The sequence below is a fragment of the Pseudophaeobacter sp. 1A16562 genome, assembly GCF_041008785.1.
Lineage (GTDB): Bacteria > Pseudomonadota > Alphaproteobacteria > Rhodobacterales > Rhodobacteraceae > Phycobacter > Phycobacter gallaeciensis_A.
The window spans coordinates 140816-155078 of record NZ_JAXGFT010000004.1 but is presented as its reverse complement, the minus strand read 5'-3'; the positions used below and the strand labels follow the sequence as shown (position 1 = coordinate 155078).

15 protein-coding genes are annotated in these 14263 nt (G+C 62.4%); 9 read left to right on the top strand and 6 right to left on the bottom strand.

Annotated features, from left to right (window positions below; all coding sequences use genetic code 11):
• The first annotated feature begins 27 nt into the window (after positions 1 to 27).
• Positions 28 to 930: a fructose bisphosphate aldolase gene (locus tag SM764_RS07155; protein WP_369001392.1), complete on the top strand. Its 903-nt coding sequence runs from the start codon at positions 28 to 30 to the stop codon at positions 928 to 930.
• Positions 931 to 1084: 154 nt separating this feature from the next.
• The gene (locus SM764_RS07150; RefSeq protein WP_065270877.1) at positions 1085 to 1393 is read left to right on the top strand and encodes a DUF4389 domain-containing protein; all 309 of its coding nucleotides are present in this window, start codon (positions 1085 to 1087) and stop codon (positions 1391 to 1393) included.
• Positions 1394 to 1508: 115 nt separating this feature from the next.
• On the opposite strand, the gene SM764_RS07145 is transcribed toward SM764_RS07150, so the two are convergent.
• Both SM764_RS07145 and SM764_RS07140 read right to left on the bottom strand, forming a co-directional pair.
• The gene (locus SM764_RS07145) at positions 1509 to 2807 is read right to left on the bottom strand and encodes a ferredoxin reductase family protein (protein WP_369001391.1); all 1299 of its coding nucleotides are present in this window, start codon (positions 2805 to 2807) and stop codon (positions 1509 to 1511) included.
• Between the two features lie 86 nt (positions 2808 to 2893).
• Positions 2894 to 3235 (bottom strand): ArsR/SmtB family transcription factor, encoded by a 342-nt coding sequence (locus tag SM764_RS07140; RefSeq protein WP_368946967.1) that lies wholly within the window; start codon positions 3233 to 3235, stop codon positions 2894 to 2896.
• A gap of 31 nt (positions 3236 to 3266) precedes the next feature.
• On the opposite strand from SM764_RS07140, the gene SM764_RS07135 reads away from it, so the two are divergent.
• Both SM764_RS07135 and SM764_RS07130 read left to right on the top strand, forming a co-directional pair.
• On the top strand, positions 3267 to 4142 hold the full coding sequence (locus SM764_RS07135; protein WP_368946966.1) for a PhzF family phenazine biosynthesis protein: 876 nt from the start codon (positions 3267 to 3269) through the stop codon (positions 4140 to 4142).
• Complete coding sequence (locus tag SM764_RS07130; protein WP_368946965.1) at positions 4139 to 5119, top strand: ornithine cyclodeaminase family protein; 981 nt, start codon at positions 4139 to 4141, stop codon at positions 5117 to 5119. The genes SM764_RS07135 and SM764_RS07130 overlap by 4 nt, the downstream gene beginning before the upstream one ends.
• On the opposite strand, the gene SM764_RS07125 is transcribed toward SM764_RS07130, so the two are convergent.
• Both SM764_RS07125 and SM764_RS07120 read right to left on the bottom strand, forming a co-directional pair.
• Positions 5109 to 5894 carry a crotonase/enoyl-CoA hydratase family protein gene (locus SM764_RS07125; protein WP_368946964.1) on the bottom strand — a complete coding sequence of 262 codons (786 nt, stop codon included), beginning with the start codon at positions 5892 to 5894 and terminating at the stop codon, positions 5109 to 5111. The two genes, SM764_RS07130 and SM764_RS07125, sit on opposite strands and share 11 nt — an antisense overlap.
• A gap of 97 nt (positions 5895 to 5991) precedes the next feature.
• The gene (locus SM764_RS07120) at positions 5992 to 7074 is read right to left on the bottom strand and encodes an SMP-30/gluconolactonase/LRE family protein (RefSeq protein WP_368946963.1); all 1083 of its coding nucleotides are present in this window, start codon (positions 7072 to 7074) and stop codon (positions 5992 to 5994) included.
• Between the two features lie 137 nt (positions 7075 to 7211).
• Between SM764_RS07120 and SM764_RS07115 the strand changes: the two genes are divergently transcribed.
• Both SM764_RS07115 and SM764_RS07110 read left to right on the top strand, forming a co-directional pair.
• Positions 7212 to 8321, top strand: coding sequence for a pyridoxal phosphate-dependent aminotransferase (locus SM764_RS07115; RefSeq protein ID WP_369001389.1), 1110 nt, complete (start codon positions 7212 to 7214; stop codon positions 8319 to 8321).
• A gap of 120 nt (positions 8322 to 8441) precedes the next feature.
• Positions 8442 to 8645 (top strand): histidinol phosphate aminotransferase, encoded by a 204-nt coding sequence (locus tag SM764_RS07110; RefSeq protein ID WP_274828273.1) that lies wholly within the window; start codon positions 8442 to 8444, stop codon positions 8643 to 8645.
• Positions 8646 to 8710: 65 nt separating this feature from the next.
• On the opposite strand, the gene SM764_RS07105 is transcribed toward SM764_RS07110, so the two are convergent.
• Positions 8711 to 9934: a pyridoxal-phosphate-dependent aminotransferase family protein gene (locus SM764_RS07105; protein WP_274832428.1), complete on the bottom strand. Its 1224-nt coding sequence runs from the start codon at positions 9932 to 9934 to the stop codon at positions 8711 to 8713.
• Between the two features lie 245 nt (positions 9935 to 10179).
• On the opposite strand from SM764_RS07105, the gene SM764_RS07100 reads away from it, so the two are divergent.
• Positions 10180 to 12036 carry an ABC transporter ATP-binding protein gene (locus SM764_RS07100; protein ID WP_369001388.1) on the top strand — a complete coding sequence of 619 codons (1857 nt, stop codon included), beginning with the start codon at positions 10180 to 10182 and terminating at the stop codon, positions 12034 to 12036.
• 12 nt (positions 12037 to 12048) lie between these two features.
• Here the strand turns inward: SM764_RS07100 and SM764_RS07095 are convergent, their stop codons facing one another.
• Positions 12049 to 12729 carry a TIGR04283 family arsenosugar biosynthesis glycosyltransferase gene (locus SM764_RS07095; RefSeq protein WP_368946959.1) on the bottom strand — a complete coding sequence of 227 codons (681 nt, stop codon included), beginning with the start codon at positions 12727 to 12729 and terminating at the stop codon, positions 12049 to 12051.
• Positions 12730 to 12828: 99 nt separating this feature from the next.
• Between SM764_RS07095 and ygfZ the strand changes: the two genes are divergently transcribed.
• Both ygfZ and SM764_RS07085 read left to right on the top strand, forming a co-directional pair.
• Positions 12829 to 13569, top strand: coding sequence for a CAF17-like 4Fe-4S cluster assembly/insertion protein YgfZ (gene ygfZ, locus SM764_RS07090; protein ID WP_368946958.1), 741 nt, complete (start codon positions 12829 to 12831; stop codon positions 13567 to 13569).
• Between the two features lie 99 nt (positions 13570 to 13668).
• The gene (locus SM764_RS07085; RefSeq protein WP_274832425.1) at positions 13669 to 14202 is read left to right on the top strand and encodes an invasion associated locus B family protein; all 534 of its coding nucleotides are present in this window, start codon (positions 13669 to 13671) and stop codon (positions 14200 to 14202) included.
• The last annotated feature ends 61 nt before the right edge of the window (positions 14203 to 14263 follow it).

Below are 14263 nucleotides of genomic sequence, written 5' to 3'. Positions count from 1 at the left end.
AACAGATATTCGCGGAGATCCCGACCCATGGCGCAAGAGACGTCCACCAAGCAGGAACAGTTTGACCGTATTGCAAAGGGCAAGGGCTTCATCGCCGCATTGGATCAGTCGGGCGGCTCCACCCCCAAGGCGCTGGCGCTTTATGGTGTGATGGAAGACGCCTATTCGAACGATGATGAGATGTTTGGCGAGATCCAGAAAATGCGCGCCCGGATCATCACCGCGCCGGATTTCAACAGCGACAAGATCCTTGGCGCGATCCTGTTCGAAAAGACGATGGACAATGCAATTGATGGCATTCAGGTCCCCACCTACCTGTGGGAAAAATGCGGCGTAGTGCCCTTTCTGAAGGTGGACAAGGGTCTGGCCGACGAACAGGACGGCGCCCAGATGATGAAACCGATGCCCGATCTGGACGCGCTTCTGGCGCGGGCCGTGGCAGCGGGGATCTTCGGCACCAAGATGCGCTCGGTCATCAAGGAAGCCAACGAAACCGGCATCAAGAATGTGGTCGCCCAGCAGTTCGAAGTGGGCAAGCAGATCGCCGCCGCCGGACTGGTTCCGATCATCGAGCCCGAGGTCGACATCCACTCCGCGACCAAGGCCGAAGCCGAAGCCATCCTGAAGACCGAGCTGAAAGCCGCGCTCGACGCCCTTCCGAGCGGCACCAAGGTTGCGCTGAAGCTGACCATCCCGACCGAAGCCGGTCTTTATGATGATCTGGCCGACCACCCCGAGGTGGTGCGCGTTGTTGCCCTCTCCGGCGGCTACAGCACCGACGATGCCTGCGCGAAACTGTCCCAGAACCCCAAGATGATCGCCTCCTTCAGCCGCGCGCTGACCGAAGGTCTGAATGTGTCGATGAGCGATGCGGAGTATAATGCCGCCCTTGCCGCGAATATTTCCAAGATCTATGACGCGTCGCTGTAAGGCGCGCTAACAGCAAAAGATCCGGGCCGCGTCTGATATCAGGCGCGGCCTTTTCCTTTTGTCCCGGATGTGAAATCCTGTTTCTAGTATTGCAGCTCCGGTAACAGCCACGGGCGTGATGATTTGCAGCAGGAACCATCCAGCGGGATTTACGATGGCACAGAGTGACGACGACAAGATTGATGGCCGTCTGCACGGCGAACAATTTGAACCCGAGGGCGAGGATGGCCTGCTGACACGGCTGATCTACATGCTGATCATCGCCGTCCTGATCTCACTGGCGCAGACGGTGCTGGGCGTGGTGACTGTCATTCAGTTCGTGGTGATGTTGCTCAACAACAAGCAGCCAAACGAACGGCTGGCGGAGTTCGGCACGGACCTTGGCATCTGGGTCGCAAAGGCGGCGCGCTATCAGACCGCCGCCAGCAAGGTCAAACCCTGGCCCTGGACGGATCTGGACTGACAAGGGCATTCCACCCTATCTGAGGACAAAGACCAGCAGCGCCAGCAGGGTCACAATGACCACCGCCCGGATCGCCAGAGACACCCGGCGCCGCATTGGTCGGGTTCGCAGGAACTCAGCCATAGTCGAACCTTTCTGAAAGGATCCGGCCGGATGAGACGCCACGTGCGATCAGGTGATCCTCGACCGTATCCATCATGATCGGCGGCCCGCAGAGGACGAACAGCCACTTTGCAAACTCATCATCCGTGAAACTCCCATCCAACAGGTCTGGGCCGATCATCCCGGTCTCCCCCAGCCAGCCCACAGGTGGCTCTGACAGTACCAGAATCGTATCCTCGCGCTGCAAGTCCTCCCGGAACACGATCTGCTCTTCAAGGCGGTTGCCGTAGATCAACCGGACCCGGCGCGAATCTCCGGTCAGGCGCAGCTGGTTCAGAATGCTCAGCATCGGCGCAATACCAACGCCGCCGGCGATCAATGCGATCCCCGGCTCTGACCGCCCCTCTACCGACATGCTGCCATAGGGACCATCCAGATAGGCGCGCATGCCCGGCTTCACCTGATCCAGAGAGCCGGTGAAATCGCCAAGCTCCTTGATCACGAATGACACCGCGTCCCCCGCAGCCGGGGCGGAGCTGATCGAGAACGGGTTTTCATCAAGCGAGAAGGCCGAGTGATCAATGTTCAGCCAGGCAAATTGCCCGGCCTTGTAGCGCAGCCCATCGTGCCCGTTTGGTGTCAGGGTCAATCCCCACTGCCGGGGCGTCAGGCGCTTGATCTCAGCCACCTGCCAGGGCCGCGCCCGCAGCGGCTCAACCACATAGACCCAGACCAGCGATCCCACCGCCACGGCGGTCATACCACCCCAAAGCCAGACCATAGCAGGGTCAGCGCTGTAGCGCCCCGCTGCCAAGGCATGATGAAGTAAGGCACCGGCGATCAGCACCGCGCCAACCCCGTGCATCAGGCGCCAGGTCTCGTACTTGTAATCCAGCTGCGTGCGAAAGGCAGCCAACGCCACCAGTGCGGGCAGCAGCAGGAAGGCGACAATCCCGGTCGACAGGGCGGAAAAATCGGTCGTCACGGTCAAAACCCGCGTCTGATCCCAGGGCCGTTGCCCGCCGACAAGGCTGCCGCCGTAGAAAAACGGATGCAGCAGCGCAAACACCAGCGCCACCCGCGCCATGACCTGATGAAACCGCATGGTCACATCCATACCGATCTCGGACGACACCCGCCTGAACCGGCCAGACAAGACGAATTCGGTCAAAATCATGGCATAGGCGAACATCCCCAGCCCGGTGCCCAGTTCAGCCCCGAAAGAGCGCGGCGGTCCCCCGAAAATCGCAGAGACCACAAGCGGCGATATGACCACAGCAACGTAAAGCAGTATGAGAAATAGCGATTTCATAGGCCTTGTCTGATCGGTTTCCCTCCCGGCGTCCTTGATCCGTCTCAATATCCCGCAGTGCGATCACTGCCCTTGTGGCTTGTGGCCTATTCCGGTTCTTCCCACAGGCGGGCGGTATCGGCCAGAATCGCATCGGCGCGGCTGCGGACCAGTTTGTAGAACACCCAGTTCTTGATCTTCTTGCTGGTCACCAGCCCTGCCTCTTGCAGGACGCGCATATGGTTCGTCACGGTCGGCTGCCTCAGCCCGATCTTTTCGGTGATGAACCCCACACAGACCCCGTCCCTGACCAGATCGCCATCCTCCTGCGGCGGGAAATGCTGCTCCGGATCGCTGAGCCAGTGCAGAATCTGCAGCCGGTTCTCATTGGCCAACGCCTTCAACGCAGTGGCCGTTGACAGCAAATCGACAGACGTATAGTCAATCATCTATATAGATTCTCCGCTATGCAGGTCAGTCATGTCACAGCGCAACCGCTCTTACAACTTTGTCCATTGTGATGTCTTCGCATCCCGCCCCTACTCCGGCAACAGTCTTGCGGTTTTTCCCGATAGTGCGGGCCTCAGCGCCGCACAGATGCTGACCATGACGCAAGAGCTGCGCCATTTCGAATCCATCTTCCTGACGGAAACCGAAGGCCAGATCGAAGCGCGGGTCTTTGACCTGAGCGAGGAACTGCCTTTTGCTGGCCATCCGATCATCGGAGCGGCCTGTAGCCTTCATATGCAATGCGGGGCGCCCGGGAAAAAATCCTGGACCTTCACCCTGCAGGGCGGCCGATCAGTGCGCGTGACCACCATGGCCCGCGCCGGACGCTACTTCGGAACGCTGGATCAGGGACAGCCCGATTTCCTGGGCACCGCGCCGGACAACAGCCGCACCGCCTTCGCCGAAGCCTTCAACCTGTCCACTGGTGACCTGTCGCCCCTGCCGCTTGAGATTATATCGACGGGGTTGAAGTACCTGGTGGTCCCCGTGACCGGCGGACTACGTGAGGCCCGGATCATGGTTCCCGACCTTGAGGACAGGCTGCGGACCGTTGGCGCTGAATTCGCCTACCTTTTCGACACCAAGAGCTTCGAAGGCCGCCACTGGAACAACGACGGTCTGCTTGAGGACGTCGCCACCGGCAGTGCCGCTGGTGTCATCGGCGCCTATGCAATGAAACACGGACTGGCGCAGGCGGACCACACCTTTACCCTGACGCAAGGCCACTACATCGGACGGCCCAGCGCCCTGCTCGTGACCCCCTATGGCACCCCCGATGCCATCAGCCATGTCACCGTTGCGGGCGAGGTTGCCTTTGTCGGAACCGGAGAGATCAGCGCGCCATGATCCCGATCTACACCGCAGAGGATATTCGTCCCCATATGTCTGTCGCGGATCTGATCCCCTCCGCGAAACAGGCCTTTCGCGCGCTGTCCGACGGGACGGCAACAGCGCCTGTGCAGGTGCTCTACCCATCACCGGGCGCAGACATTCATGTGAAATCCGCGACGCTTGCAGGCTGCCCCATTTTCACCGTGAAGATGGCAGGATGGTCGCAGGATCTCGCCAACATCGGCGCACCGCCGTCGAGCGGAATGATTGTGGTGTTCGACAGCCAGACCTGCAGGCCAGTTGCTATCCTGCAAGATGATCATCTGATCTCGGATTACCGGACCGCCGCCGCTAGCGCGGTCGTGGCCGATCTTCTGGTCATCGACCGGGCGCAACACGCCGTCGTCATTGGCACCGGCACGCAGGCGCGGCTGCAGGTTGAGGCGCTGCTTTTGGTACGCCCCGTGACCTCGGTTCAGGTCTGGGGGCGAGACCATGCCAAGGCGCAGGCGCTGGTGGATAAGTTGCAGGCACAATTTGCCAGGGTGCGGTTTGAGGTCGCCGATGATCTGGAACAGGCCGTCCGGTCCTCCGATGTGATCCTGACCGCCACCGGAGCAAAACAACCGCTGATCCATGCCGATTGGCTCAGCCCCGGCCAACATATCACTTCGGTCGGATCAGACGACGAAACGAAATGCGAAATTGATCCCGTGGCCCTGTCGCAGGCGCAGGTCTTTGTCGATGCGCGCGCGTCAGGTCTGGCTTTTGGCGCGCCGCACCGTGCGATCCGATCCGGACTGATGGCCGCGACGGATCTGACCGAGATCGGCGCGGCGCTGAAGGCAGGCACTTGCAAGAACCCTGAGCGGACAAGCATCGCCTGCCTGTCCGGGCTCGGGGTTCAGGATCTCACCGCGGTCAATGCCATCTGGCCCAAGCTGTTGCACAAGGCGCCGTTGCCGCCTCAGGGCGCGCCTATCAGTCCTTAAACTGCGGCGGGCGTTTCTGCATCTGCGCTGCGATGGCCTCCATCTGGTTGGGCGTGCCAATCAGGGCCACCTGCTCGCGGCTTTCCTCCATCAGCACTGTGGCCTGATCCGCGGTTTCGGCCACACCGATCAGCCGTTTGGCCGCGCGGATGCCTTCGGGGTTCTTGCCTGCAATCTCTGCCGCCAGCGCCTGCGCAGCGGCAAGGGGATCGTCGGACACTTCGGTCACTAGCCCCCAGTCCAGCGCCTGCGGAGCCTCGAACACTTCGGCGGTATAGGTCAGGCGTCGCAGCACGTCCGAGCGCAGCAGCCGGGGCAACAGCGCCATGCCGCCCATGTCGGGGACGATGCCCCATTTCATCTCCATCACCGAAAACCGCGCATCCGACGCAGCAATGCGGATATCCGCGCCGAGCGCCAGTTGCAAACCGCCGCCAAAGCAGACGCCCTGTACGGCCGCGATCACCGGCACCGGTACCCGGCGCCAGGCCATCGCGACCTCCTGCACCTCGTTTGCATCGTCAAAGCTGCGGGCCATCAGCCATTCTTCGGGATCCATCTGCCCCATCTTGGCAAAGCTCATCAGGTCAAGCCCGGCGCAAAACGCCTTACCCTCCCCCGCCAGCACCACGGCACGCGCCTTGGAGGCGGCGACCTCGTGCCCAGCGGCGATGATCCCCTTGATCATCTCGTCGTCCAGCGCGTTCATCTTGTCCCCGCGCGTCAGCGTCACATGGGCGATGTGGTCTTTGTACTCGACGGATACCCGTGCCATCTGCGGCTCCTCCTGCTTTCGGTTTGCGCCAGACTGCACCGCAACGCCGCCGCGATCCAGTCTAACGCCGGGGCAGATTGGACCGAGCCGAACCCGCCTAGGGCCGGATCGGCGGCAGATCCGCCACCGGCAGCCGCGCGAAACTGTCACTATCCAGCGTCATCACGTAAAGCTGGTCGCCGACAATGCGCCCGCCAGTGGTGATCCCCAGCCCGCCCGCAGGATCCTGAAGGGTGCGTAGAATGTTACCATCCGCATCGAACTGCATGATCATGCCGCGATGGATCGGCGCCGGGCGCACCTTCGGCCCCAGCCGCCACAGCACCTTGCGCAGGAAGGGATAGGGCATCAGCACTTCGGACGGCACGCGCGGGCTTGCAAAGGCCAGCCAGAAGGTGCCATCACCCTGCGCCTCAAGGTTATCCGGATAGCCCGGCAGATTGCCGAGAAACAGTTCCTGCTGCCCGGCGTTGGGACCGGTCAACCACAACCGGTGCACCCGGGCGCGGCCCGTTTCGTTGATCAGCAGGAAATCCTCATCCGGCGACAGGGCAACACCGTTGGTATAGACAAACCCGGTGGCGATCTTCTCAACCGTTCCATCGGGGGTGCGGCGGGCCACGTAGCCCGTGTCGGACTGTTCCCAGACGGTCAGCACCGAGGTGGGTTTGGTGCCGCCCATGGTCTCCGGGTCGAACCGGTCCGAGGAATTGGAGAAATAGATCGTGCCATCGCGCGCCACATCCAATTGGTTGGCATAGATCACCGGGGCACCGTCAATCTCGCTCACCAGGGTTTCCAGCGTGCCGGGGCCGCTCCAGCGCATGATGCCACGGAAACTGTCGGCGATATAAAGCGCGCCATCCGGCCCGGCCTTCAGCCCCAGCGGCCGCCCGCCCAGCGCCTCCACCAGTTTGGGTTGGTCGCCATCAATGCGATAAAGGTTCCCGTCCAGATCGGTGGTGTAGACCGTCCCATCCGGCATCACCGCCAGATCTTCGGGACCGATGGCGCCATTGGGCAGGACCACCTTCTGCGCGCCCTCAAGGGCGGTGTTTTCCTCAAACTCTCCGGTAAATCCCGGCCCCTTGGGCGGGTCATAGGACACAGGTTCGACCGGCACCGGCCAGAACAGAAGATAGGCCAGCCCCAGCGCCAGCACGCCCAGAAAAATGCGCATCGTTAAATTCTCCCAAAACTGGCGCCAGTCTGCGCTGCCCGGGCGCCCTCTGCAAGGCTTGCCACCCGCAGAACCTGCGACATTCGCTGCCGCCATGCCCACTTGATGCGGCGGGCCGGTTCACGTTATCTGCCCGCATGACCACACCTCGTTATACCCCGCTTACCCAGTCCCTGCCTGCAACCGTGCCCTTTGTTGGCCCCGAAACGCAGGAGCGTGAGCGCGGCGCGCCCTTTGCCGCCCGCCTTGGCGCCAATGAGAACATCTTTGGCCCCTCGCCCAAGGCGATTGCCGCGATGCAGGCCGAAGCGGGCGAGATTTGGAAATACGGCGACGCGCAAAGCTATGATCTGCGCATGGAACTCGCGAGGTTCCACGGCGTCGCGCCTGAGAATATTCTGGTCGGCGAAGGCATCGACGGGCTGCTTGGCTATCTGGTACGCCTGCTGGTGACCAGCGGCGATCACGTGGTGACATCGCTGGGCGCCTATCCGACATTTAATTACCACGTCGCGGGCTTTGGCGGCACGCTGCACACGGTCCCCTATCGCGACGACCACGAAGATCCCGAGGCCCTGTTTGCCAAGGCGGCGGAGGTCGATGCCAAGCTGGTCTACCTTGCCAACCCCGACAACCCGATGGGCAGCTGGCACAGCGGCGCCGATATCGTTGCCGCACTGGATCACCTGCCAGATGGCTGCCTGCTGTTGCTGGACGAAGCCTATGTGGAATTCGCGCCCGAAGGCACCGCAGCGCCGATCGACATCAACGATACCCGCGTCATCCGCATGCACACCTTTTCCAAGGCCTATGGCATGGCGGGCGCCCGCGTTGGCTATGCCATGGCGCAGGCGGATCTGATTTCGGCCTTCAACAAGGTGCGCAACCATTTCGGCATGAACCGCATGGCGCAGGCGGGCGCATTGGCGGCGCTGCTGGATCAGGACTGGCTTGCGCATGTGACGAATGAGATCGCAGTGGCCCGGACCCGCATTGGAGAGATCGCCAGTGAGAACGGGCTGACTGCCCTGCCCTCAGCCACCAATTTCGTTGCTATTGATTGCGGACAGGACGGAGCCTTTGCCAAGGCGGTACTGGACGGGCTGGTGGATCAGGGCGTTTTTGTGCGCATGCCCTTCGCCGCGCCGCAAAACCGCTGCATCCGCGTAAGCTGTGGTCGCCCCCAGGATCTGGACGCCTTTGCCAAGGCGCTGCCCATCGCGCTGGAGCGCGCCCGACAAGCCTGAGTGAAGGGTATCGACCAAAACCCTGCGACCGACTGGCCGCAGGGCGCTTTACGCCGCATTCACCGAATTATGTCAGTCTTGAGCCCGAACCACGTCACATCGCGTTTGGGGAACTGCATCATGCAACAGGACAAGACCGCACGGAAACAGCCGCGTCAGGCGGCGGCGCAGGCACCGGATCTGCTGGAAACCACCCTGCGTTTTGCCGTCATCAACATGCCGTGGATCTTTTTCACGCTCTGGCTGCTCTACGGCATGGTGCCCGTGTTGCTACTGGCCGCGCTGATCAACCACATGATCACTCGCCTAGAGATGAGAACCTGAAACGCGAGCCTGACCTCAGACGGGGACAAGACCCCGCCTGATCAACTGTTTTGGCTCACGCCCTCTCAGGACGCCTTTTGCCCGGCTTCGGACAGAACTGCAGCCGCCGCATCCAGCGCCCCGGCGCCGTGGGGAATATCAAGGGCGCGCAGGCCCGCCTCGATACCGCCCAGAAGCCCCATGACCATGTGACCGTTCAGGTGGCCCATATGGCCCAGCCGGAAGAACCCGTGCCATTCCGGGCTGCGCGGTGGCGCCATGCCAAGGCCGATCCCCAATGTCAGCCCCAGGGTCTGCTCCAGCCACTCGCGCAGCTGCGTCGCGCGCGATCCGCCCAGACGCAGTGCCGTCACCGCATGAGAGCGCAGCGCGGGATCGGTCACGTTCATTGCCATGGGTCCGTCCTGCCCCCAGGCCTCACACGCCGCCCAGATCGCACGGGCCAGCTGCGCATGCCGTGCCCAGACGTTTTCGATCCCTTCGGCGTGGATCATGTCGAGCGAGGCCCGCAACCCATAAAGATGATGGGTCGGAGCGGTGCCGCCGAAATACTGGTAGAACTCTTCCGGGTTGGCGCGCGGGGTCCAGTCCCAGTAGCGGCTGACCCGCGGCATCGCGGCGCGCACCGCAGCAGCCTTGTCGTTGAAGAACACGAAGGCCAGCCCCGCCGGGACCATCAGCCCTTTCTGGCTGCCGGTGACCATGACATCGACGCCCCAGTCGTCCATCTCGAACCGGTCACAGCCCAGCGAGGCGATGCAATCGGCCATCAACAGCGCCGGGTGCTGCTCCGCATCCAGAACTGCGCGCAGGCCGGGTACGTCGTTACGGATCGAACTGGAGGTATCGACATGCACCCCCAGCACCGCCTTGATCTGATGGCTGGTATCCGCCTTCAGCCGCTCGGCCACACGGGCCAGATCCCAGGGCGCATGGTTGCCAAAATCGATGACCTCCACGTCAATGCCCAGCCCCTCAGCCATTTCCGACCAACCGATAGCAAACCGCCCCGAGGACGGGACCAGCACCTTGTCCCCCGGCTGCAGCACATTCGAAAGGGCAGCCTCCCAGGCGCCATGACCGTTGCAAATGTAGATCGCCGCGTGATGCTTCGTGCGCGCCACCCGGCGTAAATCCGGGATCAGTGTCGCGGTCATATCCACCAGCTCACCCGCGTAGATATTGGGTGACGGACGGTGCATCGCCTGCAGCACCTGATCCGGAATCACCGAAGGTCCCGGGATCGCCAGATAGGATCGCCCTGCCGATAGGTTTAAAGTCCCGCTCATCTTTGATCTTCCCTGCAATGGAACCCTGGGCCTGGGGCCGGTTCGCGCTCAAATTTCCGGTACAGTACAATGCGGCAGAGGAAGGTCAATTCCACAATGGGTGCAGTGCAGCGGGACTGCCCATCAACCGGGCATGGCGCAAAGCTTGCGCCTAAAGCCTCAGCTGCTTAAATGGCCCGGGTCAAAAACAGAAAGCGCCGCATGACCCGCACATCCTGCAAATACACCAGCCGGAACCGTCCTGCATGACCCGCAAACACACCTCCTCGAAAGAGCTGATCATCTGGCTGTGGCGCGGTTATCTGCGCCATTACATGGGCCTGCTGGGCCTTGCGGTGGTCTTTATGCTGATCGAAGGCGGCACTGTTGGTGCGCTCAGCTACATGATGCAGCCGATGTTCGATCTGGTCTTTGTCGCCGGAAATTCCGACGCCCTGTTCTGGGTCAGCCTGGCCTTTCTGATCATCTTTTCCCTGCGCGGTGTCGCCAGCGTCTGCCAGAAGGTCATCCTGTCGAAGATCTCGCAGACCTCGGCTGCGCATATGCGCAAGGACATGCTGGACCGGCTGATCCGTCAGGATCCAGCCTTTCACCAGGTGCACCCGCCGGGCTTCCTGATCCAGCGCGTTCAAAGCGACGTCATGGCGATCAATCAGGTCTGGCAGGCGCTGATCACCGGTGCGGGGCGCGACATGGCACAGATGGTGGCCGTCCTTGGCGTTGCCATCAGCGTCGACTGGCGCTGGACGGCGATCATGCTGATCGGCCTGCCCCTGTTGTTGCTGCCGATCTCGGCGCTGCAACGCTATGTCCGCAAGAAAGCCGCCACCGCGCGCGATCTTGGTGCTTCGCTGGCGACGCGGCTGGACGAGATTTTCCACGGCATCGTGCCGATCAAGCTGAACAGCCTGGAACAGTATCAGGCGCGCCGGTTCAGCACCCATATGGACCAATTCGTACGCTCCGAAGTGCGTGCCTCTTTTGGCACCGCCTCGATCACCGGCATGATCGATATCATGGCCGGTCTCGGTGTCATGGGCGTAGTTCTTTATGGCGGCCAGGAAATCATCACCGGCGAAAAGACTGTCGGCCAGTTCATGAGCTTCTTCACCGCCATCGGTCTGGCCTTTGACCCGATGCGCCGCCTCGCCTCGATCAGCGGCACCTGGCAAAGCGCCGCCGCCGCGATGGAGCGCATCAAGGAGTTACTGGACGCGCCGATCAAGCTGCTGCCGCCGGTGAAACCCGTGGCCGCGCCAAAGGGCCTGCCCGAGGTGCGTTTGGATCACGTCACCCTGAACTATGGTGACACCACGATCCTGAAGGACCTATCTCTGATCGCCGAGCCGGGCAAGACCACGGCGCTTGTCGGGGCCTCGGGCGCCGGTAAATCCACCATTTTCAACCTGCTGACACGACTGGTCGATCCGCAATCCGGACTGGTCACGATTGGCGGCACCCCGGTGGGCAATCTCGCCTTCGAGGACCTGCGCGGCCTGTTCTCGGTGGTCTCGCAAGAGGCGCTGCTGTTTGATGAAACCCTGCGGGAAAACATCCTTCTGGGACGCACGGATGTCAGCGAGGAGCGCCTGAAAGAGGTTCTGGACGCCGCCCATGTCTCTGACTTCCTGCCCAAGCTGGCCAATGGTCTTGATACCCTCGTGGGGCCGCGCGGCTCTGCCTTGTCGGGCGGGCAGCGGCAGCGGGTGGTGATCGCGCGCGCCCTGCTACGCGACACGCCAGTGCTGCTGCTGGACGAGGCGACCTCGGCGCTGGACGCGCAATCGGAAAAGGTCGTGCAGCAGGCGCTGGACCGGCTGTCGGGCGGGCGCACCACGCTGGTCATCGCCCACCGCCTGTCCACCATCCGCAATGCTGACAAGATCGTGGTGATGGAGCGCGGCGAGGTGATGGATCAGGGCACCCATGCCGAGCTGCTGGAGCGCGGTGGGATCTACGCCGATCTCTATCGACTGCAATTCCAGGACGGCAAGACGCTGGTAGAACGCGAAGACCTCAATATGGCGCAGCCTCTGGCGGCGCAGCAGTCTGCCGATCAATCCGGCCTGTTCCGGCGTGTCTGGCGCCGGGTCTTCCGGTAAAGAAGCAGAGGGTTATTTGCGATAGGCCCGCGCCAACCGCTCTGGGCTGACGCCAAGGGCATAGCGCGCGAGTGTCCAGAGATTGCGGGCGCCGCGCCGCAGCCAGCCGTCGCGCTCGTATCGCGCGGCCGAGGTCCGCGCCTGAACCGGGATCTCGACAAGACCCTTCAGGCGCAGCGACAGGGCAACATCCTCCATCAATGGCTGATCGAGGTAGCCGCCCATTGCCTCATAATCGCTGCGGCGCACAAGCAGCCCCTGATCGCCGTAGGGCAGACCAAACAGACGCGCCCGCAGGTTCGCCCAGCCTGCCACCAGCGCGGGGCGCAGCCCCCGGGCCCGGAACGCCAGGCGGAAATACCCCGGCCTGCCTTCGCCCTGCTCCAGATGGCGGGACACCGCATCGCTCCAGCCCGCGGACAGTCGGGTATCGGCGTGCAGGATCAGCAGCCAGTCGCCTTGTGCCGCTTCGCAGCCCCGGCGCAGCTGTCCGCCCCGCGACGGCGCGCCGCACAGCAGTTCGGCACCGACCTCTTCGGCGATGGTGGCCGTGTGATCCTGCGATCCGCCATCCGAGATCACCAACTCCCGGATCAGTCCTGAGGCCAACCCCTCCATCAGCGCCTCAAGGCAGCCGGGCAGTTCCGCCTCGGAATTGAGTGTCGGGATCACGATACTGATCGGAGCGGGCATGGGCAGTTTCCTGTTCAACTCGGCTGTGATTTCTATATCACTTGCTGAAACAAGAACATGGTGATCTGCTGATCCGCCCCCATCAACTGGAGAACAGACATGAGTGCCCGCACAATTCTTCGCCTGTCCGGCCCCGACACCCGTGACTTCCTACAGGGGCTGGTCACCAACGATGTCGCAAAACTGGACCAGAACGTGCTGGTCTATGCCGCGATGCTGACGCCGCAGGGCAAATACTTGGCCGATTTCTTTCTGGCCCCTGACGGTGCAGATGTGTTGCTGGATGTAGACGCGGATCTGGCCGAAGGGCTGATGAAACGCCTGTCGATGTACCGCCTGCGCGCCGATGTTCAGATCGAGGTCACGGATCTGCAGGTGCGTCGAGGCACCGGCCCCGCCCCCGAAGGCGCCTTTGCCGATCCGCGCCACCCGGATATGGGCTGGCGCCTTTATGGCGCGGAGGGCGGCGATGACGGCAGCGACTGGGATGCGCTGCGCATCGCCCATTGCATACCCGAAAGCGGCGTCGAACTGACGCCGGACAGCTATATCCTTGAGGCCGGGTTCGAGGCGCTGAACGGGGTCGATTTCCGCAAGGGCTGCTATGTCGGACAAGAGGTGACCGCCCGGATGAAACACAAGACCGAGTTGCGCAAGGGGCTGCAGATCGTGGAGATCGAAGGCACAGCCCCCGTGGGCACCGATATCACCGCCGGAGACAAGGCCGCAGGCACCCTGTTCACGCAAAGCGGTGGCAAGGCGATTGCCTATCTGCGCTATGACCGTGTTAGGGACAAAGACTTGCAGGCAGGCGAGGCAAGACTCTCCTGGTCCGAATAGGCGGCCCTACAGCACGCAAGCCTCATTTAACCTGTTGGGTTTAGATACGCAGATGCCGGCATGTTATGGCGGCGACGGTATCACTGAGGGATTACTCAAATGCGTGCGATTTTTCTGCTGGCCCTGACCAGCCTGCCCCTGCAGGCAGGTGCAGCCGATTACTGGGAATACAAGGACTGGCGCGTCTGGAGCGAGCAGATCGACACTGGCGAAGACCTGCGCCGCACCTGTGCGGCCTCGACCGGCGGCGATGGCGACCCGGTGCTGCGCCTTGAGGTGTCGGACGGCGATGTCGGCCCGCCGGATTTCTACCCCTACCCGGTGATCAGCGAAACCGCGCCGCGCCATTACACCACGCAGATGCAGGACGGTCAGGTCATCCAGTTCCGCGTCGACACCGGCACCATCTTTTCCGGCGCCGCCTTCGTCACGCTCACGAATGAAGGTCTTGCGCACGCCGAGGCCGCGATCAACCTGCCCAACAACCGGCCGGTCCTGAAGGCCATGAAAAAGGGCAGCAGCATGGTGATCGAGGCGGGCGGCCGCACCATCTTCCACGCCTCTCTCGCCGGGTTCACGGCGGCCTATGGCAAGATGATGGATGTCTGCGGCTTCAGCCTATCGCTCGACTGACCGCAAAGAACGCAAAGACGTTATGCAAAAGAAAACCCCGCGCAGGACTGCGCGGGGCATT

Coding starts and splice junctions, on each gene's coding strand:
- SM764_RS07155 (WP_369001392.1), top strand. CDS start 28: ATGGCGCAAGAGACGTCCACCAAGCAGGAACAGTTTGACCGTATTGCA.
- SM764_RS07150 (WP_065270877.1), top strand. CDS start 1,085: ATGGCACAGAGTGACGACGACAAGATTGATGGCCGTCTGCACGGCGAA.
- SM764_RS07145 (WP_369001391.1), bottom strand. CDS start 2,807: ATGAAATCGCTATTTCTCATACTGCTTTACGTTGCTGTGGTCATATCG.
- SM764_RS07140 (WP_368946967.1), bottom strand. CDS start 3,235: ATGATTGACTATACGTCTGTCGATTTGCTGTCAACGGCCACTGCGTTG.
- SM764_RS07135 (WP_368946966.1), top strand. CDS start 3,267: ATGTCACAGCGCAACCGCTCTTACAACTTTGTCCATTGTGATGTCTTC.
- SM764_RS07130 (WP_368946965.1), top strand. CDS start 4,139: ATGATCCCGATCTACACCGCAGAGGATATTCGTCCCCATATGTCTGTC.
- SM764_RS07125 (WP_368946964.1), bottom strand. CDS start 5,894: ATGGCACGGGTATCCGTCGAGTACAAAGACCACATCGCCCATGTGACG.
- SM764_RS07120 (WP_368946963.1), bottom strand. CDS start 7,074: ATGCGCATTTTTCTGGGCGTGCTGGCGCTGGGGCTGGCCTATCTTCTG.
- SM764_RS07115 (WP_369001389.1), top strand. CDS start 7,212: ATGACCACACCTCGTTATACCCCGCTTACCCAGTCCCTGCCTGCAACC.
- SM764_RS07110 (WP_274828273.1), top strand. CDS start 8,442: ATGCAACAGGACAAGACCGCACGGAAACAGCCGCGTCAGGCGGCGGCG.
- SM764_RS07105 (WP_274832428.1), bottom strand. CDS start 9,934: ATGAGCGGGACTTTAAACCTATCGGCAGGGCGATCCTATCTGGCGATC.
- SM764_RS07100 (WP_369001388.1), top strand. CDS start 10,180: ATGACCCGCAAACACACCTCCTCGAAAGAGCTGATCATCTGGCTGTGG.
- SM764_RS07095 (WP_368946959.1), bottom strand. CDS start 12,729: ATGCCCGCTCCGATCAGTATCGTGATCCCGACACTCAATTCCGAGGCG.
- ygfZ (WP_368946958.1), top strand. CDS start 12,829: ATGAGTGCCCGCACAATTCTTCGCCTGTCCGGCCCCGACACCCGTGAC.
- SM764_RS07085 (WP_274832425.1), top strand. CDS start 13,669: ATGCGTGCGATTTTTCTGCTGGCCCTGACCAGCCTGCCCCTGCAGGCA.